The sequence below is a fragment of the Streptomyces tuirus genome, from assembly GCF_014701095.1.
In the GTDB taxonomy this organism is placed as follows: domain Bacteria; phylum Actinomycetota; class Actinomycetes; order Streptomycetales; family Streptomycetaceae; genus Streptomyces; species Streptomyces tuirus.
Window position 1 is genome coordinate 4,974,719 of the sequence record NZ_AP023439.1, and the last position, 23,372, is coordinate 4,998,090.

A 23,372-nucleotide genomic window follows, 5' to 3' on the forward strand; every position below is an offset into this window, starting at 1 on the left:
GAAGCCCGCGAAGGTTGCGGCGCCGCAACGTAAAGAGTTGGTAATGCGTCGCATTATCGGCTGCGGATAAAAACGGTCAAAGAGGCTTCCGGGGGAAACGCTGCCGAAACCTTCCAGCCCTGTCCTCCCAAGGGATTTCGCGGCTTCCCGGCTGAGGGCGCGCCATCCTGCGCACACCGTCGCCGAAGCACCCCTCGGGTAACCCTCCCGTGTGAGGCCCCGCACCCGTGCGCGATCTGGGGCCTGTCGTTTGGATCAGGTCGCAGACGCGGGGCCTGGCACGCGCATCTGCCGCGTTGTCGTCAGTCCTCGACGCTCCGCGTCGACTCCCTCCTCCGCCTTGCAGCTACACGCACCAGGCCCCGCTCACCGGCATCGAGACGCACCGCCGATTCCCTGCGACCTGATCCAAACGACAGGCCCTAACCCATCGTGACGACACGGACCGCGTCCGCGTCCCGTTCCGCGCCCGCGGTGCCCTTCGCAGCGGGCTCCCGCCACTGGCCGGCGGTGGTCCCGGCGACCCATTCCCGCCCCGCGTAGGTGACGCGTGCGATGTGCAGCTCGGAGGCGTTGGCCACGGCCCAGTGCGCCAGCTGCCAGCCCCGCTGGTCCAGGCTCCGCCCGGTCGCCGTGCTGGTGTCCGCGGTCACCGGCAGGGTCACGGTCCGCCCCCCGGCCCCGTCCCCGGCGCTCGGGGACGGCGCGGGCGTGGCCGTCGACGCACCGCCGCCGACCTCGGCACCGGCCGGCTCCAGCACATCCCGCCCGAAGTCCCGCACGAGCGCGGCCCGCACCCCGTCCGGGCCCGAGGCCCGGGTCGCGGCCGGGCGGCCCTCGCAGGTCAGCGTGGCCGCCGACTGCCCGGTGAGGGCCGCGGCGAGCAGCGCGGCGTCCGGCTCGTGCTTGGCGTAGGCCTGCGGGAAACCGCTGCGCTGCACGCGCTGCGCGGCGACGGTGAGCGGCAGCCGGGTGTAGCCGGTCACCTTGACCAGGTGGTCGTAGAACTCACCGGCCGAGTACGTCGGGTCCATGATCTCCTTCGGCGTTCCCCAGCCCTGCGAGGGCCGCTGCTGGAACAGGCCGAGGGAGTCCCGGTCGCCGTGCTTGATGTTGCGCAGGGCGGATTCCTGAAGCGCTGTCGCCAGCGCGATGGTCACGGCCCGCTCGGGCAGGCCGCGCGCGGTCCCCACGGCGGTGATCGTCGCCGCGTTCACCGCCTGCTCGGGCGTGAACTCGTACGACGCTCCGTCGCCCTTGCCGGAGACCACCTTGCAGCCCGGTCCACCCGAGCCCCCGGTGACGTACTGCACGACGAGGTAACCGGCGACCGCGAGCAGGGCCATGAAGGCGGCTCCGCATCGGAAGAGGCGGCCACGACGCTTGGGAGAGGACGGCTCTGGCACGCCGTACAAGGTACTGGAGAGTACGGAGTGGCATGAGCCGGGTGTGGACAGTGAGGCCGTGGTCTGGCGCGTTAGGGTCGACGGCATGGCCGACACCTCGCTTGACCTCACGCTGGACGCCGCGGAGCTCACCGCCCGGCTCGTCGACTTCCGCTCCGAGAGCGGTGGCGAGAAGCCGCTCGCGGACGCGATCGAGACCGCGCTGCGCGCGCTGCCGCACCTGACGGTCGACCGGTACGGCAACAACGTCGTGGCCCGCACGAACCTCGGCCGCGCGGAGCGGGTGATCCTGGCCGGCCACATCGACACCGTCCCCGTGGCGGACAACGTCCCCTCCCGCCTCGACGAGGACGGCGTCCTGTGGGGCTGCGGCACCTGCGACATGAAGTCCGGCGTCGCGGTCCAGCTGCGCATCGCGGCCACGGTCCCCGCCCCCAACCGCGACCTGACCTTCGTCTTCTACGACAACGAGGAGGTCGCCGCGGAGCTGAACGGCCTCAAGCACGTCTCCGAGACGCACCCCGAGTGGCTGGAGGGCGATTTCGCGGTGCTCCTGGAGCCGTCGGACGGCCAGGTCGAGGGCGGCTGCCAGGGCACCCTGCGGGTGCTGCTGAAGACCACGGGGGAGCGGGCCCACTCGGCACGCGGCTGGATGGGCTCCAACGCGATCCACGCCGCGGCCCCGATCCTCGCCCGTCTGGCCTCCTACGAACCCCGCTGGCCGGTCATCGACGGCCTGGAGTACCGCGAGGGCCTGAACGCGGTCGGCATCACCGGGGGAGTGGCCGGCAACGTGATCCCCGACGAGTGCGTCGTCACCGTCAATTTCCGCTACGCACCCGACCGCACGCCGGAGGAGGCGATCGCCCACGTCCGTGAGGTCTTCGCGGACTGCGGGGTGGAGGAGTTCGAGGTCGTCGACCACAGCGGCGCGGCGATGCCCGGTCTGTCCCATCCGGCGGCCAAGGCGTTCATCGAAGCGGTCGGCGGCACCCCGATGCCGAAGTACGGCTGGACGGACGTCTCCCGCTTCTCCGCGCTCGGCGTCCCCGCGGTCAACTACGGCCCCGGCAACCCCCACTTGGCGCACAAGCGGGACGAGCGCGTGGAGACTGCCAAGATCCTCGCGGGCGAGGAGCGCCTGCGGAACTGGCTGACCGCCTGACCCCGCCGGCCCGCCGGCGGGTTTACGGCGCTTCATCGCGGACATGCTCACGTCCCTCGTTCGTAACCCGCGTAGATCTACGCTGAGGTGGAAAGACAGGCACGACGGAGGGAGCGCACATGGCGACCGGCAACCCCGAGGGGAAGAAGCAGCCGCCGGAGGAAAAGCGCCTGGGCCCGGTCCTCCAGAGGCGGGACCAGGTGCAGCCCAGCACCACCGACCAACGGCTGCTCGACGAGCGGGCCCCCTCCGACTGGGTCCACACCGACCCCTGGCGGGTGCTGCGCATCCAGTCGGAGTTCATCGAGGGTTTCGGCACGCTCGCCGAACTCCCGCCCGCGATCAGCGTGTTCGGCTCGGCCCGGACCCCGGCGGACTCGCCCGAGTACGAGGCGGGCGTCCGGCTGGGGCAGGGCCTGGTCGACGCGGGCTTCGCCGTCATCACCGGCGGCGGCCCGGGCGCGATGGAGGCGGCCAACAAGGGCGCCCTGGAGGCGAAGGGCATCTCGGTCGGCCTCGGCATCGAGCTGCCGTTCGAGCAGGGCCTGAATCCGTACGTCGACATCGGTCTGAACTTCCGCTACTTCTTCGTGCGGAAGATGATGTTCGTGAAGTACGCGCAGGGCTTCGTGGTGCTCCCCGGGGGCCTCGGCACCCTCGACGAGCTCTTCGAGGCCCTCACACTGGTCCAGACGCAGAAGGTCACGCGCTTCCCGATCGTCCTCTTCGGCAGCGACTACTGGGGCGGCCTGGTCGACTGGCTCCGCGACACGGTGATCGCCCAGGGCAAGGCGTCGGAGAAGGACCTGCTGCTCTTCCACGTGACGGACGACGTGGACGAGGCGGTGGCACTGGTGTCGAAGGAGGCGGGGCGCTGAGGGGCTTTTCGAGCTCGGCCTTCTGCCCGACCGATTCAGGCTCCGGGCGGGCGTAGGTTCCGGAGGTCCAGGGGGCGGAGCCCCCTGGTACCCGGGGCTACGCCAGCCCCCGCCGGGCAACGGCAGGTGCCCGATGCCCCGCGATCGCCGAGACCATCTCCAGCACCTGCCGCGTCTCGGCGACCTCGTGCACCCGGTACACCTGCGCCCCGAGCCACGCCGACACCGCCGTCGTCGCCAGCGTCCCGACGACCCGTTCCTTCACGGGCCGGTCCAGCGTCTCCCCGACGAAGTCCTTGTTGGACAGCGACACCAGCACCGGCCACCCCGTGGCGACCATCTCGTCCAGCCGCCGCGTCGCCTCCAGGCTGTGCCGCGTGTTCTTCCCGAAGTCATGGCCCGGGTCGATCAGGATCGACTCCCGTGGCACGCCCAGCGCGAGCGCCCGCTCGGCCAGCCCGACCGTCACGTCCAGGATGTCCGCCATGACGTCGTCGTACTCGATCCGGTGCGGCCGCGTCCGCGGCTGCGCCCCGCCGGCGTGGGTGCACACCAGCCCCACCCCGTAGCGTGCGGCGACCTCTGCCAGCCCGGGATCGACACCGCCCCACGCGTCGTTCAGCAGATCGGCCCCGGCCTCGCACACGGCCTCGCCGACCTCGGCCCGCCAGGTGTCCACGCTGATGATCACGTCCGGGAAGCGCCGACGCACCTCGGCGACGAACCCGACCGTCCGCCGGGCCTCCTCCTCGGCCGTGACCTCCTCGCCCGGCCCGGCCTTGACCCCGCCGATGTCGATGATCGCGGCGCCCTCGGCCACAGCCTGCTCCACGCGCGCGAGGGCCGGCTCGTCGCGGAAGGTGGCGCCCTGGTCGTAGAAGGAGTCCGGGGTGCGGTTCACGATCGCCATGATCACCGGCTCATGCGTCCCGAATTCCCGCCTGCCCAGCCTGAGCATCCCCTGTGACCTTTCCTGGTACGAGCCGTCTTCCGCCGCCTGCGACCCTAACTGTCGGACTCGCATGGCACGATCGGAGCCTGACAACATCCGACTCGGTGGACTCCCGGGGAGTCCGATCCATCCGACCGTGGGGGCCCCGCGATGGTTATGTTCCTGTTCCTGGTCGTCGCGCTGGCCGTCGTGGTCGGCGCGGTGACGCTCGCCGTGGTGGGCGGCGGTGAGAACGGCCCGCTGCCCGAGGCCGCCCCCGAGCGGCTGCGGGACCCGCTGCCCCCGGACCGCCCGGTCGACCGCGCCGATGTGGAGGGCCTGCGCTTCCCGCTCGCCGCCCGCGGCTACCGCATGGCGGACGTGGACGACGCCCTCGGCCGCCTGGGCGCCGAGCTCGCCGAGCGTGACGCCCGGATCGCCGACCTGGAGTCGGCCCTGGCCGGCGCCCGGTCGGCCGCCGCCCACGGGCCGGTGCACCCTTCCGGGGACAACCACGTCTCCATGGACAAGCGGCAGGAGGACCGGCCGTGAGCGACGGCACCGCCCTGGCCGGCCCGGACGGCGGGCTGCGCTGCCCCTGGGCCCTGTCCGCCCCGGAGTACGTGGCGTACCACGACGAGGAGTGGGGCCGTCCGGTCCACGGCGACGACGCGCTGTTCGAGCGGCTCAGCCTGGAGGCTTTCCAGTCCGGCCTGTCCTGGATCACGATCCTGCGCCGCCGCCCCGGCTTCCGCGCCGCCTTCGCCGATTTCAAGATCGCCTCGGTGGCCGCCTTCACCGACGAGGACCGCGAGCGGCTGCTCGCCGACGCCGGCATCATCCGCAACCGCGCCAAGATCGACGCGACCCTCGCCAACGCGCGTGCGCTGACCGCATGGTCCCCGGGCGAACTGGACGAGCTGATCTGGTCCCACGCCCCCGACCCGGCCGGCCGCCCGGTCCCGAAGACCCTCTCCGACGTCCCGCCGGTCACCCCCGAGTCGACAGCGCTGTCCAAGGCGCTGAAGAAGCGGGGCCTGCGGTTCGTCGGGCCGACGACGGCGTACGCGCTGATGCAGGCGTGCGGGCTGGTCGACGATCACTTGGAAACCTGCGTGGCCAGGCGCGCCCCGTCAGAGGCGCGGGCCCATGCCGACCAGCGGCTTCGCCGGGTGAGGGCGACCGGCGACATGGGTCCCGCGGCTCCCTGACGGCGCCGGAGCGCCGGGCTCAGCGGCCCAGATACTTCGGCTTCTCCTTGTTGACGAAGGCCTGGACCGCGATCGCGTGGTCCTCGGAGGAGCCCGCCCGGGTCTGGAGCTCGTCCTCCTTCTCCAGGGTCTCCTCCAGGGAGTGCGTCAGCCCGTACGCCACCGACTCCTTCAGCGCGGCCAGCGCCACCGTCGGCCCCTCGGCCAGCGCCCGCGCCACCTTCTCGGCCTCCGCCCGCAGCTCACCGGCGGGCACCAGCCGGTTCGCGACGCCCAGCTCGTACGCCTCCTGCGCGCTGATGGTCCGCGGGAAGAGCAGCAGGTCGGTGGCGCGCCCGGGGCCGACGACCCTCGGCAGGGTCCAGGAGATCCCCGAGTCCGCGGTCAGGGCGACACCGGCGAACGAGGTGTTGAACGACGCCGTGTCCGCCACGATCCGGTAGTCCGCGGCGAGCGCGAAGCCGAAGCCCGCCCCGGCCGCGACCCCGTTCACCGCCGCGACGACCGGCTTCGCCGCCCCGGCCAGCGCCCGCACGATCGGGTTGTAGTGCTCCCGCACCGTGCTCATGGTCTGCCCCGACCCGGCCTCCCGGTCCGCCGCCAGCAGGCCGATGTGTTCCTTGAGGTCCTGCCCGACGCAGAACGCCCGGTCACCCGCGGCGGTCAGCAGCACCGCCCGCACGGCCGGGTCCTCGGCCGCGGACCGGACCGCCTCCCGCAGGGCGACCTTGGCCTCCACGTTCAGCGCGTTCATCGCCTCCGGGCGGTTCAGCGTGATCGTCGCGAGTCCGTCGCTCACCTCGTAGAGCACGGTGTCGGTCATGGCGTATCCCCTCCGAGTCGCGGATCGGGGGCCTACCGGCCGGTACGCCCCGGGTCTGCAGGACAGCATGACGGAGATCATCGACGCGGAACCGGACCGGACGTGTGACCTGCGTCAAAGAATTCTCGCCCGGATTGGTTCGGCGGACGTGTGTGCGGTGGCGGAGTATCGCAGTCTCATCGCCGAATTGAGTGGTTTTGCTCGCGTGCGTTGCCCAAGCGATGCCTACTGATGTTGGTCATCGGGTCCTGAGATGCGGGATAATGGCTTGGAAGCAATGTGTTCGATGCCGGTGTCGCGTGTCCTGCCACAAGGACCGCACGTGTCCCCATCTCAGGGGCCGTCGGCTTTGACGATGAGCTGGGTTTCAGGAAGGGGAACGAGCATGGCGGCCATGAAGCCGCGAACGGGTGATGGCCCGCTCGAGGTGACCAAGGAGGGGCGGGGCATCGTCATGCGCGTTCCGCTCGAAGGCGGCGGTCGGCTCGTCGTCGAGCTGACCCCGGACGAGGCCGACGCGCTCGGCGACGCCCTCAAGAAGGTCGTCGGCTGACGCGCAAGCGACCATACCCTTTCAGTCGCCCCGGCATCACATGTGGTGCCGGGGCGGCTGTTTTCTCACCGACGACACTCGCGTGCTGCCCCGGCTCCCGCCCGGCCGGCGTGCGGCCCTAGCGTTTCACCGCGCACAGCAGCCCGTCGCCCACCGGCAGCAGGGACGGCACCAGCTCCTGGCTCTCGCGCACCGCGCGCAGCAGCTCCCGCAGCCGCAGCACCTCGGTCGGCTGCGGCCCGGAGTCGACCGTCCGGCCGTTGGCGAAGGCGCCCTCGAAGACGACCAGCCCGCCGGTGCGCAGCAGACGCAACGATTCAGCGAGGTAGTCCATGACCTCCAGGCGGTCACCGTCGCAGAAGACCAGGTCGTAGCCGGCGTCCGCGAGGCGCGGCAGCACGTCCAGGGCGCGGCCCGGGATGAAGCGGGCCCGGTTGCTGGCGAAGCCGGAGGCGCGGAAGGCCTGCCGGGCGAACTGCTGGTGCTCGGGCTCGGGGTCGACGGTCGTCAGGACGCCGTCGGGCCGCATACCGTGCAGGAGGTGGATCCCGGAGACGCCGCAGCCCGTCCCGATCTCCGCGACGGCCTTCGCGTCGACCGACGCGGCCAGCAACCGCAGCGCGGCGCCCGTGCCGGGCGTCACCGAGCGCAGCCCTGCCTCACGGGCGCGGTCCCGGGCCCAGTGCAGCGCTTCGTCCTCGGCGACATAGGCGTCGGCGAACGCCCAGCTCGTCTGCCGGTTGCCGGTAATGACCCTCTCCTGTCCCCGTGAATGCCTGGGCGTGACTGTATCCGTTGGGCACGGGAACCCGCAGATGGGACCGGTCGTTTAAAGGGATGAGCAAGTGGCGCGGGCCGGGACGGGGGGCGGGCGGTGGATCGGATCGGCGAGCAAGTGCCAACGCAGCAGTACGAGGGGTATCCACCCACATCAAATTCTCGTAAAACCGCTTATCCGGTCCTAACGGGCGAGGTGGCTATGGTAGGGGCTCCACTGGACACCACCAGAGCTGACAGGGGAGGTGCGGCTGCGCCTGTGGATCGCGGAGGAGTGCTCCGGCGCTTCCTCGGACCGGCGGGCAGGCCGACATCCGTGAACGACACCGCTGCTGACCACAGTCACGCCGCTGACTTCGCCCAGACCGCGACCTTCACCACCGACGCGGACGGGCAGGCGTGGACTCCGCCCACGTGGGAGGAGATCGTCAGCACGCACAGCGGCCGGGTCTACCGGCTCGCCTACCGTCTGACCGGCAACCAGCACGACGCGGAGGACCTCACGCAGGAGGTCTTCGTCCGCGTCTTCCGCTCCCTGTCGACCTACACGCCCGGCACCTTCGAGGGCTGGCTGCACCGCATCACCACGAACCTGTTCCTGGACATGGTCCGCCGCAAGCAGCGCATCCGCTTCGACGCGCTCGGCGAGGACGCGGCCGAGCGCCTGCCCAGCAAGGAGCCCACGCCGCAGCAGGTCTTCAACGACGCGCACTTCGACGCGGACGTCCAGCAGGCCCTCGACACCCTCGCCCCCGAATTCCGCGCCGCGGTCGTCCTGTGCGACATCGAAGGACTGTCGTACGAGGAGATCGCCGCGACCCTCGGGGTCAAGCTCGGCACGGTCCGCTCGCGGATCCACCGTGGGCGCTCGCAGCTGCGCAAGGCACTCGCGCACCGCTCCCCGGAGGCGCGTGCCGAGCGCCGCTCCTTCGTGCCCCGTGTTCCGGCCCTGGGAGGAGGGGGCGCGAGCGCGTGAGCGGATCTCGGCCGAAAGCCTCCGAGGGTCACCTCGCAGAGCAGCATCTGGGAGACCGACTCTCCGCCCTGGTGGACGGAGAGCTCGGTCATGACGCGCGTGAGCGCGTACTGGCGCATGTGGCCACCTGCCCGAAGTGCAAGGCGGAAGTGGACGCACAGCGCCGGCTGAAGAACGTCTTCGCGGAGGCGGCCCCGCCGCCCCCGTCCGAGAGCTTCCTGGCCCGCCTGCAGGGACTACCCGCGGGCGGCGGCCCGGACGGTGATGCCACACCGCCGGGCGGAGGAGGGCTGCCCGGAGGCCTGTCCGGACGGTTCGGATCGTCCGGCGCCTTCGGCGTGAAGCGCGCTGAGCGGTTCGACTTCGGGTACGCGCCGTCCCGGCCGCACCTGCCGGTGTCCGCCTCCCCGGGAGACCGGAGTCTCCCCTCCGGCTCCGGCGGTCTGCCCTCCGGCCACCGCGGCCCAGCCCCGGGGAGGGGTTTCCGCATCCACGACGTCGGCCGGCCCGACGGCGACCGGTCCTCCTCGCGGCTGCGGTTCGCGTTCGCGGCCGCCGGTGCCGTCTCCCTGGCCGCGATCGCGCTGGGCGGCGTCACCACGATCACCCCGGCCGACACGGAGGCCCGCGGCGGCCAGGGCACGGGGAGCAACGTCACACCGATGCGCACCCAGGGCACCGGTGCCGCGACCCCGCCCGAATCCCAGCGCCGCCGGACCGCGCCGCTGCTCGGACAGGTGCACGGCCAGAACATGCTCGGCCCCGCCCCGGTCGCCCCGACCGAGGTGTCCGCTCCGCTCCTGCCCGGGGTGCCGTCCGCCACCCGGCACCAGGCGCTGCACGCGCTGACCGCCCCGGTGATGGCCGGTGCCGCGGTCATGTCCCCGCTGATACGACCGCTCGAAGCGGCGACACCGGCCGCCCTGACCTCATGGTCGTCGGTTCCCGAGATGGCGGCTCCCCTGTTCGCCGCGCCCCCGCCCGACCCGACCTCGTCCCCCTCGTCCTCCGCCTCCTCAGGCACGGCTCACTGACCGGCCTCTGCGCAGCGGCCCGCGAACCTGATTGAATCCGGGGGTTGTCGCCCGCCGCCGAGGTGTGTTGGCCGGGCGCCGATTCGACGAACCGCGGCCACCGCGACGAGCCGTGCCGCGGCTGTGGGGAGAGCATGAACGAGGGGAAGCCCACGAAGGCGAAGTGGTGGAGCCGTCCACGGCCGCAGGACCCTTCGGGGGGCCCGGACGGTACGGGCGGGGCGCAGGAGCCGACGTCGGCCCCTGCGCACCTGACCGACGGTGACGGCGATTTCGAGCTGGCCCGTCCCACGGCTCCGACCGACGGGGACGGTGACTACGAGCTGAGGCGTCCCGAGGCGGCGCCTGCCGCCGCCTCGACCGCCTCGACCGCCTCGACCGCCTCGACCGTCCCCGGCGAGGCACCTGCGGAGGCCGCTGCCTCGGTACCCGCTGCCCGGGAGGCCGAACAGGATGCCCCGGTCGTCTCCGCGGCACCCGCCGGGGGAGCTCCCAAGCCGCTGCACGACCCCGACCCGTACAGCACCCCGCCCTACGGCGAACCGGGCCCCTGGGCACCGGCGCCACCCGTCCAGCACCCGGCGACCGCGGCAACCGCGGCGACCGCGGTGACTCCGGCGGCTCCGGTGCAGGGCGTGGCGATACCGGGGCAGCCGCCGCTGCTGGGCAACCCGCCCCTGCCGGGCAGCCCAGCCATGCCGGGCAGCCCGACCGTGTCCGCCGAGATGCCGCCGCCCGCTGTCCCCACTGTCCCCGCTGCCCCCGGCGCCCCCGCGCCCCTCCCGGCCGCTCCGCTCCACGCCGAGCCCCCGGCACCCGCCCCCGCCCCCGCCCCCGACCCCTGGCAGCGCTACGACCCCTGGGCGGCTCCCGCTGCCGCAGGGGGGCACGGCCCTCTCCAGCAGACCGGCGCCGCCGTGCTCAGCACGGAACAGCGGCGCAAGCGCGGCAAGAAGTCCCTGGTGCTCGGAGCCGTGCTGCTCGCGCTCGTGTCCGGGGGCTTCGGCGGCGCCGTAGGGACGTATCTGGAGCGGAACGGGGGTGTGGGGACGGTCGAGCTGCCGCAGGCCGGGAAAGAGGCCTCCGCGCGGGACGCGGACAGTGTGGCCGGGATCGCCGCGCGGGCGCTGCCCAGCGTGGTCACCCTGCATGTCAGCGGCTCCGGCGAGCAGGGCACGGGCACCGGCTTCGTGCTCGACACCCGCGGGCACATCCTGACCAACAACCACGTCGTGCAGCCCGGCGGCTCGGGCGGCGAGATCACCGTGACCTTCAACGGCGGGCAGACCGCCCAGGCCGAGGTCGTCGGCCGGGACAGCGGCTACGACCTCGCCGTCGTGAAGGTGAAGGGCGTCGGCGGACTCACCCCGCTGCCCCTCGGCAACTCGGACAACGTGCAGGTCGGCGACCCGGTCGTGGCCATCGGCGCCCCCTTCGACCTGGCCGGTACGGTCACCTCCGGCATCATCAGCGCCAAGCAGCGGCCCATCACGGCCGGCGGCGAGAAGGGCGACGGCAGCGACGTGTCGTACGTCGACGCGCTGCAGACCGACGCGCCCATCAACCCCGGCAACTCCGGCGGTCCCCTGCTGGACGCCCGGGCCCGGGTCATCGGCATCAACTCGGCCATCCGCTCGGCGGACAGCGGCTCCACACAGGACAGCAGCCGGTCGGGTTCGATAGGCCTCGGCTTCGCCATACCCATCAATCAGGGCAAGCGCGTCGCGGAAGAGCTGATCAACACCGGAAGGGCCACCCACCCGGTCATCGGCATCACCCTGGACATGGACTACTCGGGCGACGGCGCGCGCGTCGCGACCGAGGGCAGCGAGGGCGGAGCACCGGTCACCGCGGGCGGTCCGGGCGCCAAGGCCGGGATCACATCGGGCGACGTCATCACGGAGGTCGACGGCCGGCGGGTGCACTCCGGTGAGGAACTGATCGTCAAGACCCGTGCGCACCGCCCCGGCGACCGGCTGGAGCTGACCGTCGAGCGCGGCGGCAAGGAGCGGAAGGTCTCGCTGGTCCTCGGATCGTCGGGTGGCTGAATCATGACGCCCGCCCCCGGACGTCCCGGGGCAGTACCGGTCGGACGGGATCGCCGGGTACCGTGGATCCGGCCCGGACCACGGCAAGACCCGCACCGACCACGAGGGCCGAGGACCGAGGACATCGCGAGGAGCTTCAGGTGTTCAATGACATAGGACCACTCGAGCTGGTGACGCTCATCGTCCTCGCCGTGCTCGTCTTCGGTCCGGACAAGCTCCCCAAGGTCATCCAGGACGTGACGCGCACGATCCGGAAGATCCGTGAGTTCTCGGATAGTGCCAAGCACGACATCCGGGAGGAACTCGGCCCGGAGTTCAAGGACTTCGAGTTCGAGGACCTCAACCCCAAGACGTTCATCCGCAAGCAGCTGGACAACGAGGACCTGGGGCTCAAGGAGATCCGCAACGGCTTCGACCTGAAGAAGGAGATGGCCGAGGTCACCGACGCCGTCCACAGCCGTGAGTCCGACGCGTCGCCCGCCGGTGCCGCCGGGTCGTCAGGCGGCCGCATCGACATGACGAAGAAGCCGGAGGCGCCCGGCCCGGACGACCGGCCGCCTTTCGACGCGGACGCCACCTGAGCGACACGCCCAGGGGCGTACGCCCCCGCGCGCGTGACGCGTTTCATACTCCGGTCGGGCTGTGTACGGCCTGAACCGGGCGCCCGTGCGGCCCACGCGCCGGGCGGTTTCCCTGCTGCTCGCAGCGGTGTGGCTATGCTGCCGAGTTGTTGTGCGGACCGTGACGAGTACGCCCGAAGGGGGGCGGGCCGTTCCGGTCCGACTAGAGCGAGGAGGCGTCCGGGCACATGGAGACGACGAGTCAGGCAGTCGCGCAGACGCCGGCCGCGGAGGGTGGACAACAGTTCTCCTCCGCCCGGCGTACGGTCGACGGCTACCTGCGTGCGGCCTTCCCCTGGTACGGCCTCGACGAGGCCTTCACGGGACCGCGCTGGCTGATGCAGGTCGGTACGACGGCCGACGGCGCCGTGGAACACGGGTCGATCGGTCACGGGGACGAACCCACGGTGCGCAACGAGCACGCCGCCGGGGGCGACCAGGACGCCAAGGAGAAGTTCGCGGTCGTCGTGACCGTGGCGGCGAACCCCTCACGGCGCACGGCGGACGGCACGGGGCTCCTGGAAGCCACGTCGGTGTCCTCCGCGGCGTGGCTCGCGGGGGTGGGGCTGCTGTCCTTCACCTGGCCGGGGCAGATGGACCACACGCTGCGGGACGACTGGCTGGAGCAGCAGACCGAGACGGCGTGGGTGCTGGCGGACGACCTCGACGGGGACGACTGGTCGACGCTGTCGCTGCCCGTGGACGGGGTGCCGACGGCGTTCCACTACCGGGAGTCCGAGTTCGGCTGGGTGCTGGCCGGGTCCACCTCGTCGGGGGTCCACGTCGGGGCGTACGGCAGGGGCATGAGTGCGTACGGGCTCGGCTTCGCCGTGGTGAAGGACATCGCCGCGTACGCGTGAGCTCCCTGGGGCGCCGGGTTTCGGCGCCCCTTCGCCGTGGTGCCACGGCCCCGTGGGCGACCGCGGGTGCGTCGTGGCCCGTCGCGCAGTTCCCCGCGGCCCCCAGGAAGGGCGCTCGCGGCCACCCGCGTCAGATCAGAACTTGTTCCTCGGAGTGATCCCCAGCGACAGGCCCGACAGGCCCCGCTGCCGTCCGCCCAGCTTGCCCGCGATCGCGCGCAGGGCCGAGCCCGCCGGGGAGTCCGGGTCGGACAGGACGACCGGCTTGCCGTCGTCGCCGCCCTCGCGCAGACGGACGTCGATGGGGATGCTGCCGAGGACCGGGACGTTCGCGCCGGTCGTGCGGGTGAGGCCGTCGGCGACCGTCTGACCGCCGCCCGTGCCGAAGACGTCGACCATCTCGTCGCAGTGCGGGCAGGGCAGGCCGGACATGTTCTCGACCACGCCGACGATCTTCTGGTGGGTCTGGACGGCGATGGAGCCCGCGCGCTCGGCGACCTCGGCCGCCGCCTGCTGCGGAGTCGTCACGACCAGGATCTCGGCGTTCGGGACCAGCTGGGCCACGGAGATCGCGATGTCGCCGGTGCCGGGCGGCAGGTCCAGCAGCAGCACGTCCAGGTCGCCCCAGTAGACGTCCGCGAGGAACTGCTGCAGGGCGCGGTGGAGCATCGGGCCGCGCCAGACGACCGGGGCGTTGCCCGGCGTGAACATGCCGATCGAGATGACCTTCACGCCGTTCGCCGACGGCGGCATGATCATGTTCTCGACCTGGGTGGGACGGCCGTCGGCGCCCAGCATGCGCGGCACGGAGTGGCCGTAGATGTCGGCGTCGACGACACCGACCTTGAGGCCGTCGGCGGCCATCGCGGCCGCCAGGTTGACCGTCACCGAGGACTTGCCGACGCCGCCCTTGCCGGAGGCGACCGCGTAGACGCGGGTCAGGCTGCCCGGCTTGGCGAAGGGGACCTCGCGCTCGGTCTGGCCGCCGCGCAGGGCGGACGCCAGCTCCTTGCGCTGCTCGTCGCTCATCACATCGAGCGTGACGTCGACGCGGGTGACGCCCTCGACGGCGGACACCGCGTCGGTCACGCGCTGCGTGATCGTGTCCCGCATCGGGCAGCCCGAGACCGTGAGGTACACGGTGACCGCGACCGCCCCGTCCGCGCCGATCTCCACCGACTTGACCATCCCGAGTTCGGTGATGGGCTTGTGGATCTCGGGGTCGTTCACCGTCGCCAGTGCCTCGCGCACCGCGTCTTCCGTAGCCATAAGGACGATGGTACGGCGCTGTACCGGTGCGTAGGAAAGCGTCTCAGCGGTCGTCTGCGTCACGTCCCCGTGACCGTTCCGCCGGGAATACGACGGGGTCGTGCCGGTGGCCGTTGTGCCGTTCCTCCATCTCCTTGACCATGTCCTGCAGCTCCGAGCGGATCCAGTCGCGGGTGGCGACCTCGCCCAGGCCGATGCGCAGGGCGGCGATCTCGCGGGTCAGGTACTCGGTGTCCGCGATCGACCGCTCGTTCTGCTTGCGGTCCTGCTCCAGGTTGACCCGGTCGCGGTCGTCCTGCCGGTTCTGCGCGAGCAGGATCAGCGGGGCGGCATAGGAGGCCTGGAGGGACAGCATCAGGGTCAGGAAGATGAACGGGTACTCGTCGAAGCGCAGGCCGCTCGGCGCGAAGACGTTCCACACCACCCACAGGATGATGGCGACCGTCATCCAGACGATGAACCGCCCGGTGCCCAGGAAGCGCGCGATGCGCTCCGACAGGCGCCCGAAGGCTTCCGGGTCGTACTCGGGCAGGAACCGGCGCCGACGCGGGAGCGGCTGGTCGAGACGGGTGGTGCGGGGCCGGGAGGCGGCCGTGGCGCCCGTCGGCGTGCGGTCGCGCAGGCTCTCGCGCTCAGGAGCCATCGGTGGCCACCTCCTCGTCCAGGTGGAACTCCGTCTCCCGCCAGTCCTCCGGGAGCATGTGGTCGAGCACGTCGTCCACGGTCACCGCGCCCAGCAGCGAGCCGGCCTCGTCGACGACGGGCGCAGCGACCATGTCGTACGTGGCGAAGAAGCCGGCGATGGCAGGAAGGTCCGCCTCCGGGTCGAGCGGCTGGAGGTCGTTGTCCAGGATGGAGCTGACCAGGGAGGGCGGTGGTTCGCGCAGCAGGCGCTGGAAGTGGACCGTGCCCAGGTACTTGCCGGTCGGCGTCTCGTCCGGGGGCCGGCAGACGTAGACCTGGGCGGCCAGGGCGGGGGAGAGGTCGGCGTTGCGGACGCGGGCCAGGGCGTCGGCGACGGTGGCGTCCGGGCGCAGCACGATCGGCTCGGTGGTCATCAGACCGCCCGCCGTGCGGTCCTCGTACGACATCAGGCGCCGCATGTCGGCCGCGTCGCCGGGCTGCATCAGGCTCAGCAGCCGCTCCTGCTCGTCCGTCGGCAGCTCGCCCAGCAGGTCGGCCGCGTCGTCCGGGTCCATGGCCTCCAGGACGTCGGCGGCGCGCTCCTCCTTCAGCTTGCCGAGGATCTCGATCTGGTCGTCCTCGGGCAGCTCCTCCAGCACGTCGGCGAGCCGGTCGTCGTCGAGGGCGGCGGCGACCTCGGCCCGGCGCTTGGGGGAGAGGTGGTGCAGGACGTTGGCCAGGTCGGCGGGGCGCAGCTGCTCGAACGTGGCGAGCAGGTTCTCGGCGCCCTGGCCCTGCTCCTCCAGGGAGAACCCGGTGACGGCGGTCCACTCGACGGTCAGCGCCTCGCCCTTGGCGCGCCGGAAGGCACCGCCCTTCTTGCCCTTGCGGACGAAGACCCGGTCGATCTCCCACTCCCGGCGGGCCGGCAGCTGATGCACCGACAGGTCGAGGACGGTGACCTCCTCGCCGGTCTCGGTGAGCGTCACACGCCGGTCCAGCAGCTCCCCGAAGACCAGCCGCTCGGTGGGCCGCTGCTCGAAGCGCCGCACGTTGAGCACGCCGGTGGTGATGATCTGGCCGGACTGGATGGCGGTGACCCGGGTCATCGGCAGGAAGATCCGGCGGCGGTTGGCGAGTTCGACGACGAGGCCGAGCAGCCTCGGGGGGCGCTGCCCCACCCGCAGCATGACGACCAGATCGCGCACCCGCCCCACCTGGTCGCCGGCTGGGTCGAAGACGGCGACACCTTGGAGGTGCGATACGAAGATCCGGGGGGCGCCCGCTGCCATGGCCGCGGCTCCTTTTCGTGCGGGGTGGTTCGTGGTGGCTGTGTGGATGGCTTTCTTTGTGCCTGTGTCTTCCGAATTGCCCGCTCGGGTGGGCTTCAGGCTAGCCCGTCCCGATCGGTGACGCGTCGGCGGGCGGTCCGGACGGACTGGCTCCGAACTGCCTGTACGAGCCCGGTACCCTGCGGTACGCCGTTCAGGTCTCCCGTCAGAGAGGCAGCCCCACCTGTGACTCCGATTCGCCAGAACTGTGGCCGCGGTGCCGCTCTCGCCGGCGCGATGTGCGCGCTGCTCGTGACGGGAACGGTGCTCACCGGCTGCGCGGAGGATCCGAACGAGGGCACCAACGGGGTCGGCAGACTCCCCGCCGCCAAGATCCAGGGCAAGACCCGCTCGGCCGCCGAATCCGCCGGGGCGGTCCGGTTGCACGGCAACGTCGTCAGCGGCGGGCGGACCTACGCGCTCGACGTGCGGCTGAAGGACGACGGCGGCGACGGTTCGGTCACCTCCGAGGGCGCGACCTTCAAGCTGCTGCGCATCGGCGAGCAGCTCTACGTCAAGGCGGACGCCGAGTTCTGGGCTCATGGCGACGGCAAGGGCGACAGCGGCAAGGGGGACGCGGCGGCGGCCTCCAAGCTCGGCGGCAAGTACGTGAAGGTGCCGCAGGGCGACCCCTCGTACAAGAAGTTCAGCGGATTCACGGACAAGGGTCTCCTCCTCGACAGTCTGCTGACCCTGCACGGGACGCTCGCGACGGACGGCCACGACGAGGAGGCGGGCGTGCGCACCATCCGCGTCACCGGTGACAAGGGCTCCGGCGGCACCCTGGAGGTCTCCCTCGAGGGCAAGCCGTACCCGCTGCGCCTGGAGCGGGCCGGCGGGGCGGGCACCCTCACGTTCTCCGGCTGGGGCGAGGACTTCTCCCTCAGGGAGCCGGAGAAGAACGAGACGGTGGACTACGGCAAGCAGCTGCCGGCGTCGTAGGCCGTCAGGCCCGTTTGCGCTTCTTCAGCAGGCGGGGCAGACCGGCCGGGACCGGTCGGCGGGTGAGCGCCGGGGACGGCAGGGGAGGCTCGGACAGGGAGCCGTCGGGCAGCGGCGCCGTCGCCCCGGTCGGTTCCAGGCGCAGCACCCGGCACTCGCGGGCCCAGCGTCCGGGCATGGCCTCGCCGTCGGGGGCGTTCAGCCGTTTGCCCTTGAGCTCGGCGACCGCCGCGTCCCACGCCTCGGAGCCCGGCGCGAGCTCGGCGACCCGCGCCGTCCAGGTGACCAGCCGGCCGCCCTTGTCCTTGCTGCGGACCGTCACCTTCGCCTCGGCGCCGTCGGCAAGACCCGGCAGCGGCTGCTCGCCCGGCCCGTCGCCGACCAGGCACGCGGCACCCTCGTGCCACACGTGCCACAGGGCACGCGCCGGGCCGTCGGGGCCCTGGACCCAGACGAGGCCGGACTTCTTCGTGGCCTCCTCGACGAGGGCCTGGTCGAGCAGCTCGCTTGTCATGGGGCTCAGCCTAACCAGGCCGCTCACAGCCAGCCGTTCCGCTTCAGCGTGCGGTGGATGCCGAGACAGACGACGACCGTGAAGCCCAGGATCACCGGGTAGCCGTACCGCCAGTGCAGCTCCGGCATGTGGTCGAAGTTCATGCCGTACACGCCGCACACCATGGTCGGCACGGCGATGATCGCGGCCCAGGAGGTGATCTTGCGCATGTCCTCGTTCTGGGCGACGGAGGCCTGCGCGAGGTTGGCCTGGAGGATGGAGTTGAGCAGCTCGTCGAAGCCGAGGACCTGCTCCTGGACGCGGGCCAGGTGGTCGGCGACGTCCCGGAAGTACTTCTGGATGTCGGGGTCGACCAGCCGCATCGGCCGCTCGCTCAGCAGCTGCATGGGCCGCAGCAGGGGCGACACGGCCCGCTTGAACTCCAGCACCTCGCGCTTGAGTTGGTAGATCCGGCCGGCGTCCGAACCGCGCGGGGAGCCCTTGCGGCCGGGGGAGAACACCTCGGTCTCCACCTCGTCGATGTCGTCCTGCACCGCGTCGGCGACGGCGATGTACCCGTCGACGACGTGGTCCGCGATGGCGTGCAGCACGGCCGAGGGGCCCTTGGCGAGCAGCTCGGGGTCGTCCTGGAGGCGGTGCCTGAGGGCCCGCAGGGAGCCCTGTCCGCCGTGCCGGACGGTGATGAAGAAGTCCCGTCCGGTGAAGCACATGACCTCGCCGGACTCGACGACCTCGCTGTTGGCGTCGAGCTGGTCGTGCTCGACGTAGTGGATGGTCTTGAAGACCGTGAAGAGGGAGTCGTCGTAGCGCTCCAGCTTGGGCCGCTGGTGGGCCTGGACGGCGTCCTCCACGGCCAGCGGGTGCAGTCCGAACTCACTGGCGATGCCGGAGAATTCGGCCTCCGTCGGCTCGTGCAGGCCGATCCACACGAATCCCCCGTCGCGGCGCACCAGGCGCACCGCCTCGTGCGGGGTCAGGGCGGTCTCGGTCTCGATGCGGCGGCCGTCCCGGTAGACGGCGCAGTCGACGACGGCCGAGGCGGCCGCGGGGCTGCGGGTGGTGTCGTACGTCCCGCCGTCCTTGCGCAGCGACACGCGGGACGGACGGACGACTGCGGCGCGCAGGTCGCGGATCATCGACATGGCGGGCTCCTTCGCGGGCGTGCGACGAACGGCGCCGGCGACGGGTGGAACCACCCGGAATGAGGACGTAGTGACTACGGATGTTTGGCACGTCCACAAAGCGGGGAGCACCGCACCGTCGCGGTGGCCGGTTTCGTCACTGATTCAGCTACTGAGGCAGATCAGGCAAAGCGAAACGAAGCGCTCTTCCGCGGTGAAGCGAGTGCGAGAGGTGGCAGCCAGAGACAGAAGCAGCTACATCGGCGGCGCGAAGAGCGTGGTGCTACTGCACGGTCGACTTCGATCCATTGCAGCCCCACCTCCTCCGGCCGGTCCCTCGTAAGGGAGTTCCTTCGGCGTCGGGGCTTGATCGCGACGCTTCTGCGTGCTGCCCCGAACCACCGGGCAAGAGTAGCAGCCGACACAACTGTCAAGGTGCTGCTTTGCCCGCTACTGGCGAGTTCTATGCTCGCCGCATGGCAGATGTTCTTCCTCTGGTCGAAGCCCGGTTGCGCACCGCACTGGGCGAACCGGACGCGCGGGCGGCGGTCACCTTCCTCGGCACGGACCGTATCGAGGTGCTCCGCTTCCAGGAGGGCGGCATCGCCCGCTACGCCTCGCTCGGCATGTCCGCGCACCCCATGACGGACCCCACGTCGGTGGTCGCCGACCCGGTCAAGGGCCCGCGCGCCGAGCTGGTGCTCTCGGTCCGCACCGGGATCGCCGACACCGACAAGGTGCTCCGGCCGCTCGCCGTGCTCGCCGCGTCTCCGCAGGTGGAGGGGTTGGTCGTGGCCCCCGGTGCCTCCCTCGACGTCGGTGAGCCGCTGTGGCCCGGCGCCCCGTTCACCTCGGTCCTGGTCGCCGAGCCGGGCGGTCTGGTGGAGGACCTGGAGCTCGACGAACCCCTCGACCCGGTGCGCTTCCTGCCGCTGCTGCCGATGACCCCGAACGAGGCCGCCTGGAAGCGGGTGCACGGCGCGCAGGCACTTCAGGAGCGGTGGCTGAACCAGGGGACGGACCTGCGGGATCCGTCCCGGAGGTCCGTCCCGCTGGAGTGAGCAAGGTCACCAACACCAGCCCACGGGGCGTCAGTTGGCGAACACGGTGACGCCGTCCTCGGTCGCGTGCTTCGGCTCCAGCTCCTCGGCCTCGTCGGTGAGGGCCTTGCGCCGTACGACGACCACGGCCGCGCCCGCGACCGCGGTGAGCGCCGCCACCACGAACGGGATGTGGAGGTCGGTCCACTCCTCGATCTTCGGCGCGAAGTACGGAGCGGCCGCCGCCGCGAACCAGCGCACGAAGTTGTAGCCCGCGCTCGCCACCGGCCGGGGCGCGTCCGAGACGCCGAGGGCCAGCTCGGTGTAGACGGTGTTGTTCACACCGATGAAGGCACCGGACAGGATCGTGCAGACGACGGCGGTCGTGTGGGAGCCGTAGCCGAGCACCAGCACGTCGGCCGCGAGCAGCACCAGCGAGCCGCCGAGCACCTTCAGCGATCCGAACCGCTTCTGGAGCCGGGGTGCCACGATCACCGAGAAGACGGCGAGCAGCACACCCCAGGCGAAGAACACCGCACCCGACCGGTACGGGCTCATGTCCAGTACGAACGGCGTGAAGGCCAGCACGGTGAAGAACGTGTAGTTGTAGAAGAACGCCGAGACCGCCGCGGAGGCGAGCCCGCCGTGGCCGAGGGCCTTGAGGGGGTCCAGCAGCGAGGTCTTGCGGGCCGGCTTCGGCTGCTCCTTCAGGAACACCGTGATGCACAGGAAGCCGACGGCCATCAGGAACGCCGTGCCGAAGAACGGATAGCGCCAGCTGGCGTCGCCGAGCAGGGCGCCCAGCAGCGGGCCGCAGGCCATGCCGAGGCCGAGGGCCGACTCGTACAGCAGGATCGCCGCGGCGCTGCCGCCGGCCGCCGCGCCGACGATGACGGCGAGCGCCGTCGAGACGAACAGCGCGTTGCCGAGGCCCCATCCGGCCCGGAAACCCACCAGTTCGCCGACGGATCCGGAGGTGCCCGCGAGCCCGGCGAACACCACGACGAACGCGAGGCCGAGCAGCAGCGTCTTCTTCCCGCCGATCCGGCTGGAGACGAAGCCGGTGACCAGCATCGCGACGGCGGTGATGAGGAAGTACGAGGTGAAGAGCAGGGAGACCTGGCTCGCCGTGGCGTTCAGGCCCTGGGCGATGGACGGCAGGATCGGGTCGACGAGCCCGATGCCCATGAAGGCGACGACCGCTGCCCCGGCGGTGGCCCACACGGACGTGGGCTGCTTCAGGAGGCCGCCCGATCCGGCGTCGAAGGGGTCCATTGCGTGCCCTTTCCCGAGACATAGATAGTTGGTGTATACACGCATTAAGTTAGCCGAGCTAATTAATGCAAGATGCATCTAGTGTGGGTGGTGAGGGGTTCCCTCCGGATGGGTGATCGTCCTTGACGCGGCGGGGCGGGGGTAGGACCGTGGGGCCCTATGAGGGGCGAACCCAGTTGCCCGAAGTGCGGTGGCCGGGTCAGGGCTCCCGGCCTCTTCTCCGATTCCTGGCAGTGCGATGTGCACGGCACCGTTCACCCGGTGCAGCCGGTGATACCGCCCAGCGTCGATGCCCTCAATGTCGTGGTGCACCGCACCCAGGTGCCGCTGTGGATGCCGTGGCCGCTGCCCGTGGGATGGCTCTTCACGGGGGTGGCCTGCGCCGGGGACGACCGCACGGGCGGCCGTGCGACCGCCGTCGCCTGCACGGGACCCGGGCCGCTCGGCGGCATGGGTGAGCTGATCCTGGTGGCCGAGGAGCTCGGGGTCGGGCTCGGGGCGCGCTACGCCGGCATGGACGGTCCCGACCCGGGGCCGCACATGAACGTCGAGAAGCCGCCCCAGGCGAAGGTGCTGGCCGCCGGGCGTCCCACGCCGCTGTGGCATGTGGCCGGGGCGCCCGAGGACCGGGCGGTGTTCGCGGGTGAGGCACTCGGGATGTGGCTGTGGGCCGTGGTGTGGCCCGAGCAGTCCGGGCTGCTGATGTACGACGAGCTGGTCCTGGCGGATCTGCGGGAGGCGGGGGCCGAGGTGGAGCTGGTGCCCTGCGGGGCGTTGTCGCCGCGCTTGCTTCAGCCGTAATGCCTACCGGGGTGGCGGTCCGGGGGCATCGGCGGCTGCGGATTCGCCGTGGCCGGTCGCGCAGTTCCCCGCGCCCCTTCGGGGCCGCAGGTGTAGGGGGCGCTGGTCTGTTTCAGGTGTGACATCGGGCGTTGAAAGTGTGGTTATCCTTGAGCAGCCCTGTTCGTGCCGTCCGTGTCTGGAGCTCGTGTCGTGCGTATCGACCTGCACACCCACTCCACCGCTTCCGACGGTACGGACTCGCCCGCCGAGCTGGTGCGCAAGGCCGCCGCGACCGGGCTGGACGTCATCGCACTCACCGACCACGACACCACCCGCGGGCACGCCGAGGCGATCGCCGCGCTGCCCGAGGGCGTCACGCTGGTCACCGGGGCCGAGCTCTCCTGCCGGATCGACGGCATCAGCATGCACATGCTGGCCTACCTCTTCGACGCCGAGGAGCCGCAGCTGCTCGCCGAGCGGGAGCTGGTCCGGGACGACCGGGTGCCGCGCGCCCAGGGGATGATCGCCAAGCTCCAGGAGCTGGGTGTGCCGGTGACGTGGGAGCAGGTGGCGCGGATCGCCGGTGACGGGTCCGTCGGACGCCCGCACGTGGCGAGCGCGCTGGTCGAGCTGGGTGTCGTGCCCACCGTGAACGACGCCTTCACACAGGACTGGCTCGCCGACGGAGGCCGGGTCTTCGTGGAGAAGCACGAGACCGACCCCCTCGAGGCCATCCGGCTGATCAAGGGCGCCGGCGGAGTAGCGGTGTTCGCGCACCCCGGGGCGAGCAAGCGGGGGCTCACGGTGCCGGAGGACGCCATCGCCGAGATGGCCGCGGCCGGACTGGACGGCCTCGAGGTCGACCACATGGACCACGACGCGGACACCCGGGCGCGGCTGCGGGGGCTGGCCAAGGAGCTGGGGCTCCTCGTGACCGGGTCGTCGGACTACCACGGCAGCCGCAAGACGTGCGTGCTCGGTGAGTACACGACCGATCCCGAGGTGTACGGGGAGATCACCCGGCGGGCCTTCGGGGCGTTTCCCGTGCCGGGAGCCGGCGGGGCTCACTGAGCTTTCTCTCGCCCGGATCTCTTTTCAGGCACCCGGTGTCGCCGGCTGTGCCCATCCGTTCCGCCGTGCGGAACGCCCGCCCACAGCGGTCGCGGCTCGCTGCTGCCCACCGCGCGTTTC

General features: G+C 71.6%; 25 protein-coding genes. 15 read left to right on the forward strand and 10 right to left on the reverse strand.

Annotated elements, in window-relative coordinates:
- Positions 1 to 422: 422 nt before the first annotated feature.
- Entirely contained in the window at positions 423 to 1,406 is a 984-nt protein-coding gene (locus IGS69_RS23005) for a heavy metal transporter (RefSeq protein ID WP_190902430.1), read from the reverse strand.
- 85 nt (positions 1,407 to 1,491) lie between these two features.
- Here IGS69_RS23005 and dapE point away from each other — a divergent pair, with 85 nt between their 5' ends.
- Positions 1,492 to 2,571: a succinyl-diaminopimelate desuccinylase gene (dapE, locus tag IGS69_RS23010; RefSeq protein ID WP_190902431.1), complete on the forward strand. Its 1,080-nt coding sequence runs from the start codon at positions 1,492 to 1,494 to the stop codon at positions 2,569 to 2,571.
- Between the two features lie 119 nt (positions 2,572 to 2,690).
- Entirely contained in the window at positions 2,691 to 3,449 is a 759-nt protein-coding gene (locus IGS69_RS23015; protein WP_190902432.1) for an LOG family protein, read from the forward strand.
- A 97-nt stretch (positions 3,450 to 3,546) separates the two neighbouring features.
- Here the strand turns inward: IGS69_RS23015 and folP are convergent, their stop codons facing one another.
- Positions 3,547 to 4,407 (reverse strand): dihydropteroate synthase, encoded by an 861-nt coding sequence (gene folP / locus IGS69_RS23020; RefSeq protein WP_190902433.1) that lies wholly within the window; start codon positions 4,405 to 4,407, stop codon positions 3,547 to 3,549.
- Positions 4,408 to 4,551: 144 nt separating this feature from the next.
- Between folP and IGS69_RS23025 the strand changes: the two genes are divergently transcribed.
- Both IGS69_RS23025 and IGS69_RS23030 read left to right on the forward strand, forming a co-directional pair.
- The gene (locus IGS69_RS23025; protein ID WP_232543620.1) at positions 4,552 to 4,932 is read left to right on the forward strand and encodes a DivIVA domain-containing protein; all 381 of its coding nucleotides are present in this window, start codon (positions 4,552 to 4,554) and stop codon (positions 4,930 to 4,932) included.
- Entirely contained in the window at positions 4,929 to 5,591 is a 663-nt protein-coding gene (locus tag IGS69_RS23030; RefSeq protein WP_269783180.1) for a DNA-3-methyladenine glycosylase I, read from the forward strand. The genes IGS69_RS23025 and IGS69_RS23030 overlap by 4 nt, the downstream gene beginning before the upstream one ends.
- A 19-nt stretch (positions 5,592 to 5,610) precedes the next feature.
- Here IGS69_RS23030 and chcB read toward each other — a convergent pair whose 3' ends face one another.
- Positions 5,611 to 6,414 (reverse strand): 2-cyclohexenylcarbonyl CoA isomerase, encoded by an 804-nt coding sequence (gene chcB / locus IGS69_RS23035; RefSeq protein ID WP_190902434.1) that lies wholly within the window; start codon positions 6,412 to 6,414, stop codon positions 5,611 to 5,613.
- A 67-nt stretch (positions 6,415 to 6,481) separates the two neighbouring features.
- Here chcB and IGS69_RS23040 point away from each other — a divergent pair, with 67 nt between their 5' ends.
- The gene (locus tag IGS69_RS23040; RefSeq protein ID WP_190902435.1) at positions 6,482 to 6,646 is read left to right on the forward strand and encodes a hypothetical protein; all 165 of its coding nucleotides are present in this window, start codon (positions 6,482 to 6,484) and stop codon (positions 6,644 to 6,646) included.
- 153 nt (positions 6,647 to 6,799) lie between these two features.
- A complete protein-coding gene (locus IGS69_RS23045) occupies positions 6,800 to 6,967 on the forward strand; it encodes a DUF3117 domain-containing protein (protein ID WP_003966491.1) in 168 nt (55 codons plus the stop codon).
- Between the two features lie 118 nt (positions 6,968 to 7,085).
- Here IGS69_RS23045 and IGS69_RS23050 read toward each other — a convergent pair whose 3' ends face one another.
- A complete protein-coding gene (locus IGS69_RS23050) occupies positions 7,086 to 7,784 on the reverse strand; it encodes an O-methyltransferase (RefSeq protein ID WP_269783204.1) in 699 nt (232 codons plus the stop codon).
- Positions 7,785 to 7,946: 162 nt separating this feature from the next.
- On the opposite strand from IGS69_RS23050, the gene sigE reads away from it, so the two are divergent.
- The 5 genes from sigE to IGS69_RS23075 all read left to right on the forward strand — a co-directional run bounded on the left by sigE (position 7,947) and on the right by IGS69_RS23075 (position 13,282).
- Entirely contained in the window at positions 7,947 to 8,720 is a 774-nt protein-coding gene (sigE, locus tag IGS69_RS23055) for an RNA polymerase sigma factor SigE (RefSeq protein ID WP_190902436.1), read from the forward strand.
- Entirely contained in the window at positions 8,717 to 9,754 is a 1,038-nt protein-coding gene (locus IGS69_RS23060) for an anti-sigma factor family protein (protein ID WP_190902437.1), read from the forward strand. Before sigE ends, IGS69_RS23060 begins: the two co-directional genes overlap by 4 nt.
- Positions 9,755 to 9,888: 134 nt before the next feature.
- A complete protein-coding gene (locus IGS69_RS23065) occupies positions 9,889 to 11,802 on the forward strand; it encodes a S1C family serine protease (protein ID WP_190902438.1) in 1,914 nt (637 codons plus the stop codon).
- A 140-nt stretch (positions 11,803 to 11,942) separates the two neighbouring features.
- Complete coding sequence (locus IGS69_RS23070) at positions 11,943 to 12,383, forward strand: sec-independent translocase (RefSeq protein WP_190902439.1); 441 nt, start codon at positions 11,943 to 11,945, stop codon at positions 12,381 to 12,383.
- A gap of 227 nt (positions 12,384 to 12,610) precedes the next feature.
- Complete coding sequence (locus tag IGS69_RS23075; RefSeq protein WP_190902440.1) at positions 12,611 to 13,282, forward strand: hypothetical protein; 672 nt, start codon at positions 12,611 to 12,613, stop codon at positions 13,280 to 13,282.
- Positions 13,283 to 13,417: 135 nt separating this feature from the next.
- On the opposite strand, the gene IGS69_RS23080 is transcribed toward IGS69_RS23075, so the two are convergent.
- Genes IGS69_RS23080 through IGS69_RS23090 form a run of 3 tightly spaced genes read right to left on the reverse strand, consistent with a single transcriptional unit; the run spans position 13,418 to position 16,467 of the window.
- Entirely contained in the window at positions 13,418 to 14,551 is a 1,134-nt protein-coding gene (locus IGS69_RS23080; RefSeq protein ID WP_142159862.1) for an Mrp/NBP35 family ATP-binding protein, read from the reverse strand.
- 43 nt (positions 14,552 to 14,594) lie between these two features.
- Entirely contained in the window at positions 14,595 to 15,194 is a 600-nt protein-coding gene (locus IGS69_RS23085; protein WP_190902441.1) for a DUF1003 domain-containing protein, read from the reverse strand.
- Complete coding sequence (locus IGS69_RS23090) at positions 15,184 to 16,467, reverse strand: magnesium transporter MgtE N-terminal domain-containing protein (protein ID WP_190902442.1); 1,284 nt, start codon at positions 16,465 to 16,467, stop codon at positions 15,184 to 15,186. The genes IGS69_RS23085 and IGS69_RS23090 overlap by 11 nt, the downstream gene beginning before the upstream one ends.
- A 225-nt stretch (positions 16,468 to 16,692) precedes the next feature.
- On the opposite strand from IGS69_RS23090, the gene IGS69_RS23095 reads away from it, so the two are divergent.
- Entirely contained in the window at positions 16,693 to 17,448 is a 756-nt protein-coding gene (locus tag IGS69_RS23095) for a hypothetical protein (RefSeq protein ID WP_385863487.1), read from the forward strand.
- Between the two features lie 4 nt (positions 17,449 to 17,452).
- Here IGS69_RS23095 and IGS69_RS23100 read toward each other — a convergent pair whose 3' ends face one another.
- Positions 17,453 to 17,962 (reverse strand): hypothetical protein, encoded by a 510-nt coding sequence (locus IGS69_RS23100; RefSeq protein ID WP_190902443.1) that lies wholly within the window; start codon positions 17,960 to 17,962, stop codon positions 17,453 to 17,455.
- A gap of 23 nt (positions 17,963 to 17,985) precedes the next feature.
- Positions 17,986 to 19,104, reverse strand: coding sequence for a magnesium and cobalt transport protein CorA (locus IGS69_RS23105; RefSeq protein WP_190902444.1), 1,119 nt, complete (start codon positions 19,102 to 19,104; stop codon positions 17,986 to 17,988).
- Between the two features lie 455 nt (positions 19,105 to 19,559).
- On the opposite strand from IGS69_RS23105, the gene IGS69_RS23110 reads away from it, so the two are divergent.
- Complete coding sequence (locus tag IGS69_RS23110) at positions 19,560 to 20,144, forward strand: suppressor of fused domain protein (RefSeq protein WP_190902445.1); 585 nt, start codon at positions 19,560 to 19,562, stop codon at positions 20,142 to 20,144.
- 30 nt (positions 20,145 to 20,174) lie between these two features.
- Here the strand turns inward: IGS69_RS23110 and IGS69_RS23115 are convergent, their stop codons facing one another.
- Positions 20,175 to 21,398, reverse strand: coding sequence for an MFS transporter (locus IGS69_RS23115; RefSeq protein ID WP_190902446.1), 1,224 nt, complete (start codon positions 21,396 to 21,398; stop codon positions 20,175 to 20,177).
- 159 nt (positions 21,399 to 21,557) lie between these two features.
- Here IGS69_RS23115 and IGS69_RS23120 point away from each other — a divergent pair, with 159 nt between their 5' ends.
- Together IGS69_RS23120 and IGS69_RS23125 are read left to right on the forward strand one after the other, a co-directional pair.
- Complete coding sequence (locus IGS69_RS23120) at positions 21,558 to 22,199, forward strand: DUF6758 family protein (protein WP_190902447.1); 642 nt, start codon at positions 21,558 to 21,560, stop codon at positions 22,197 to 22,199.
- A gap of 192 nt (positions 22,200 to 22,391) precedes the next feature.
- Positions 22,392 to 23,252, forward strand: coding sequence for a PHP domain-containing protein (locus IGS69_RS23125; protein WP_190902448.1), 861 nt, complete (start codon positions 22,392 to 22,394; stop codon positions 23,250 to 23,252).
- Positions 23,253 to 23,372: the final 120 nt, after the last annotated feature.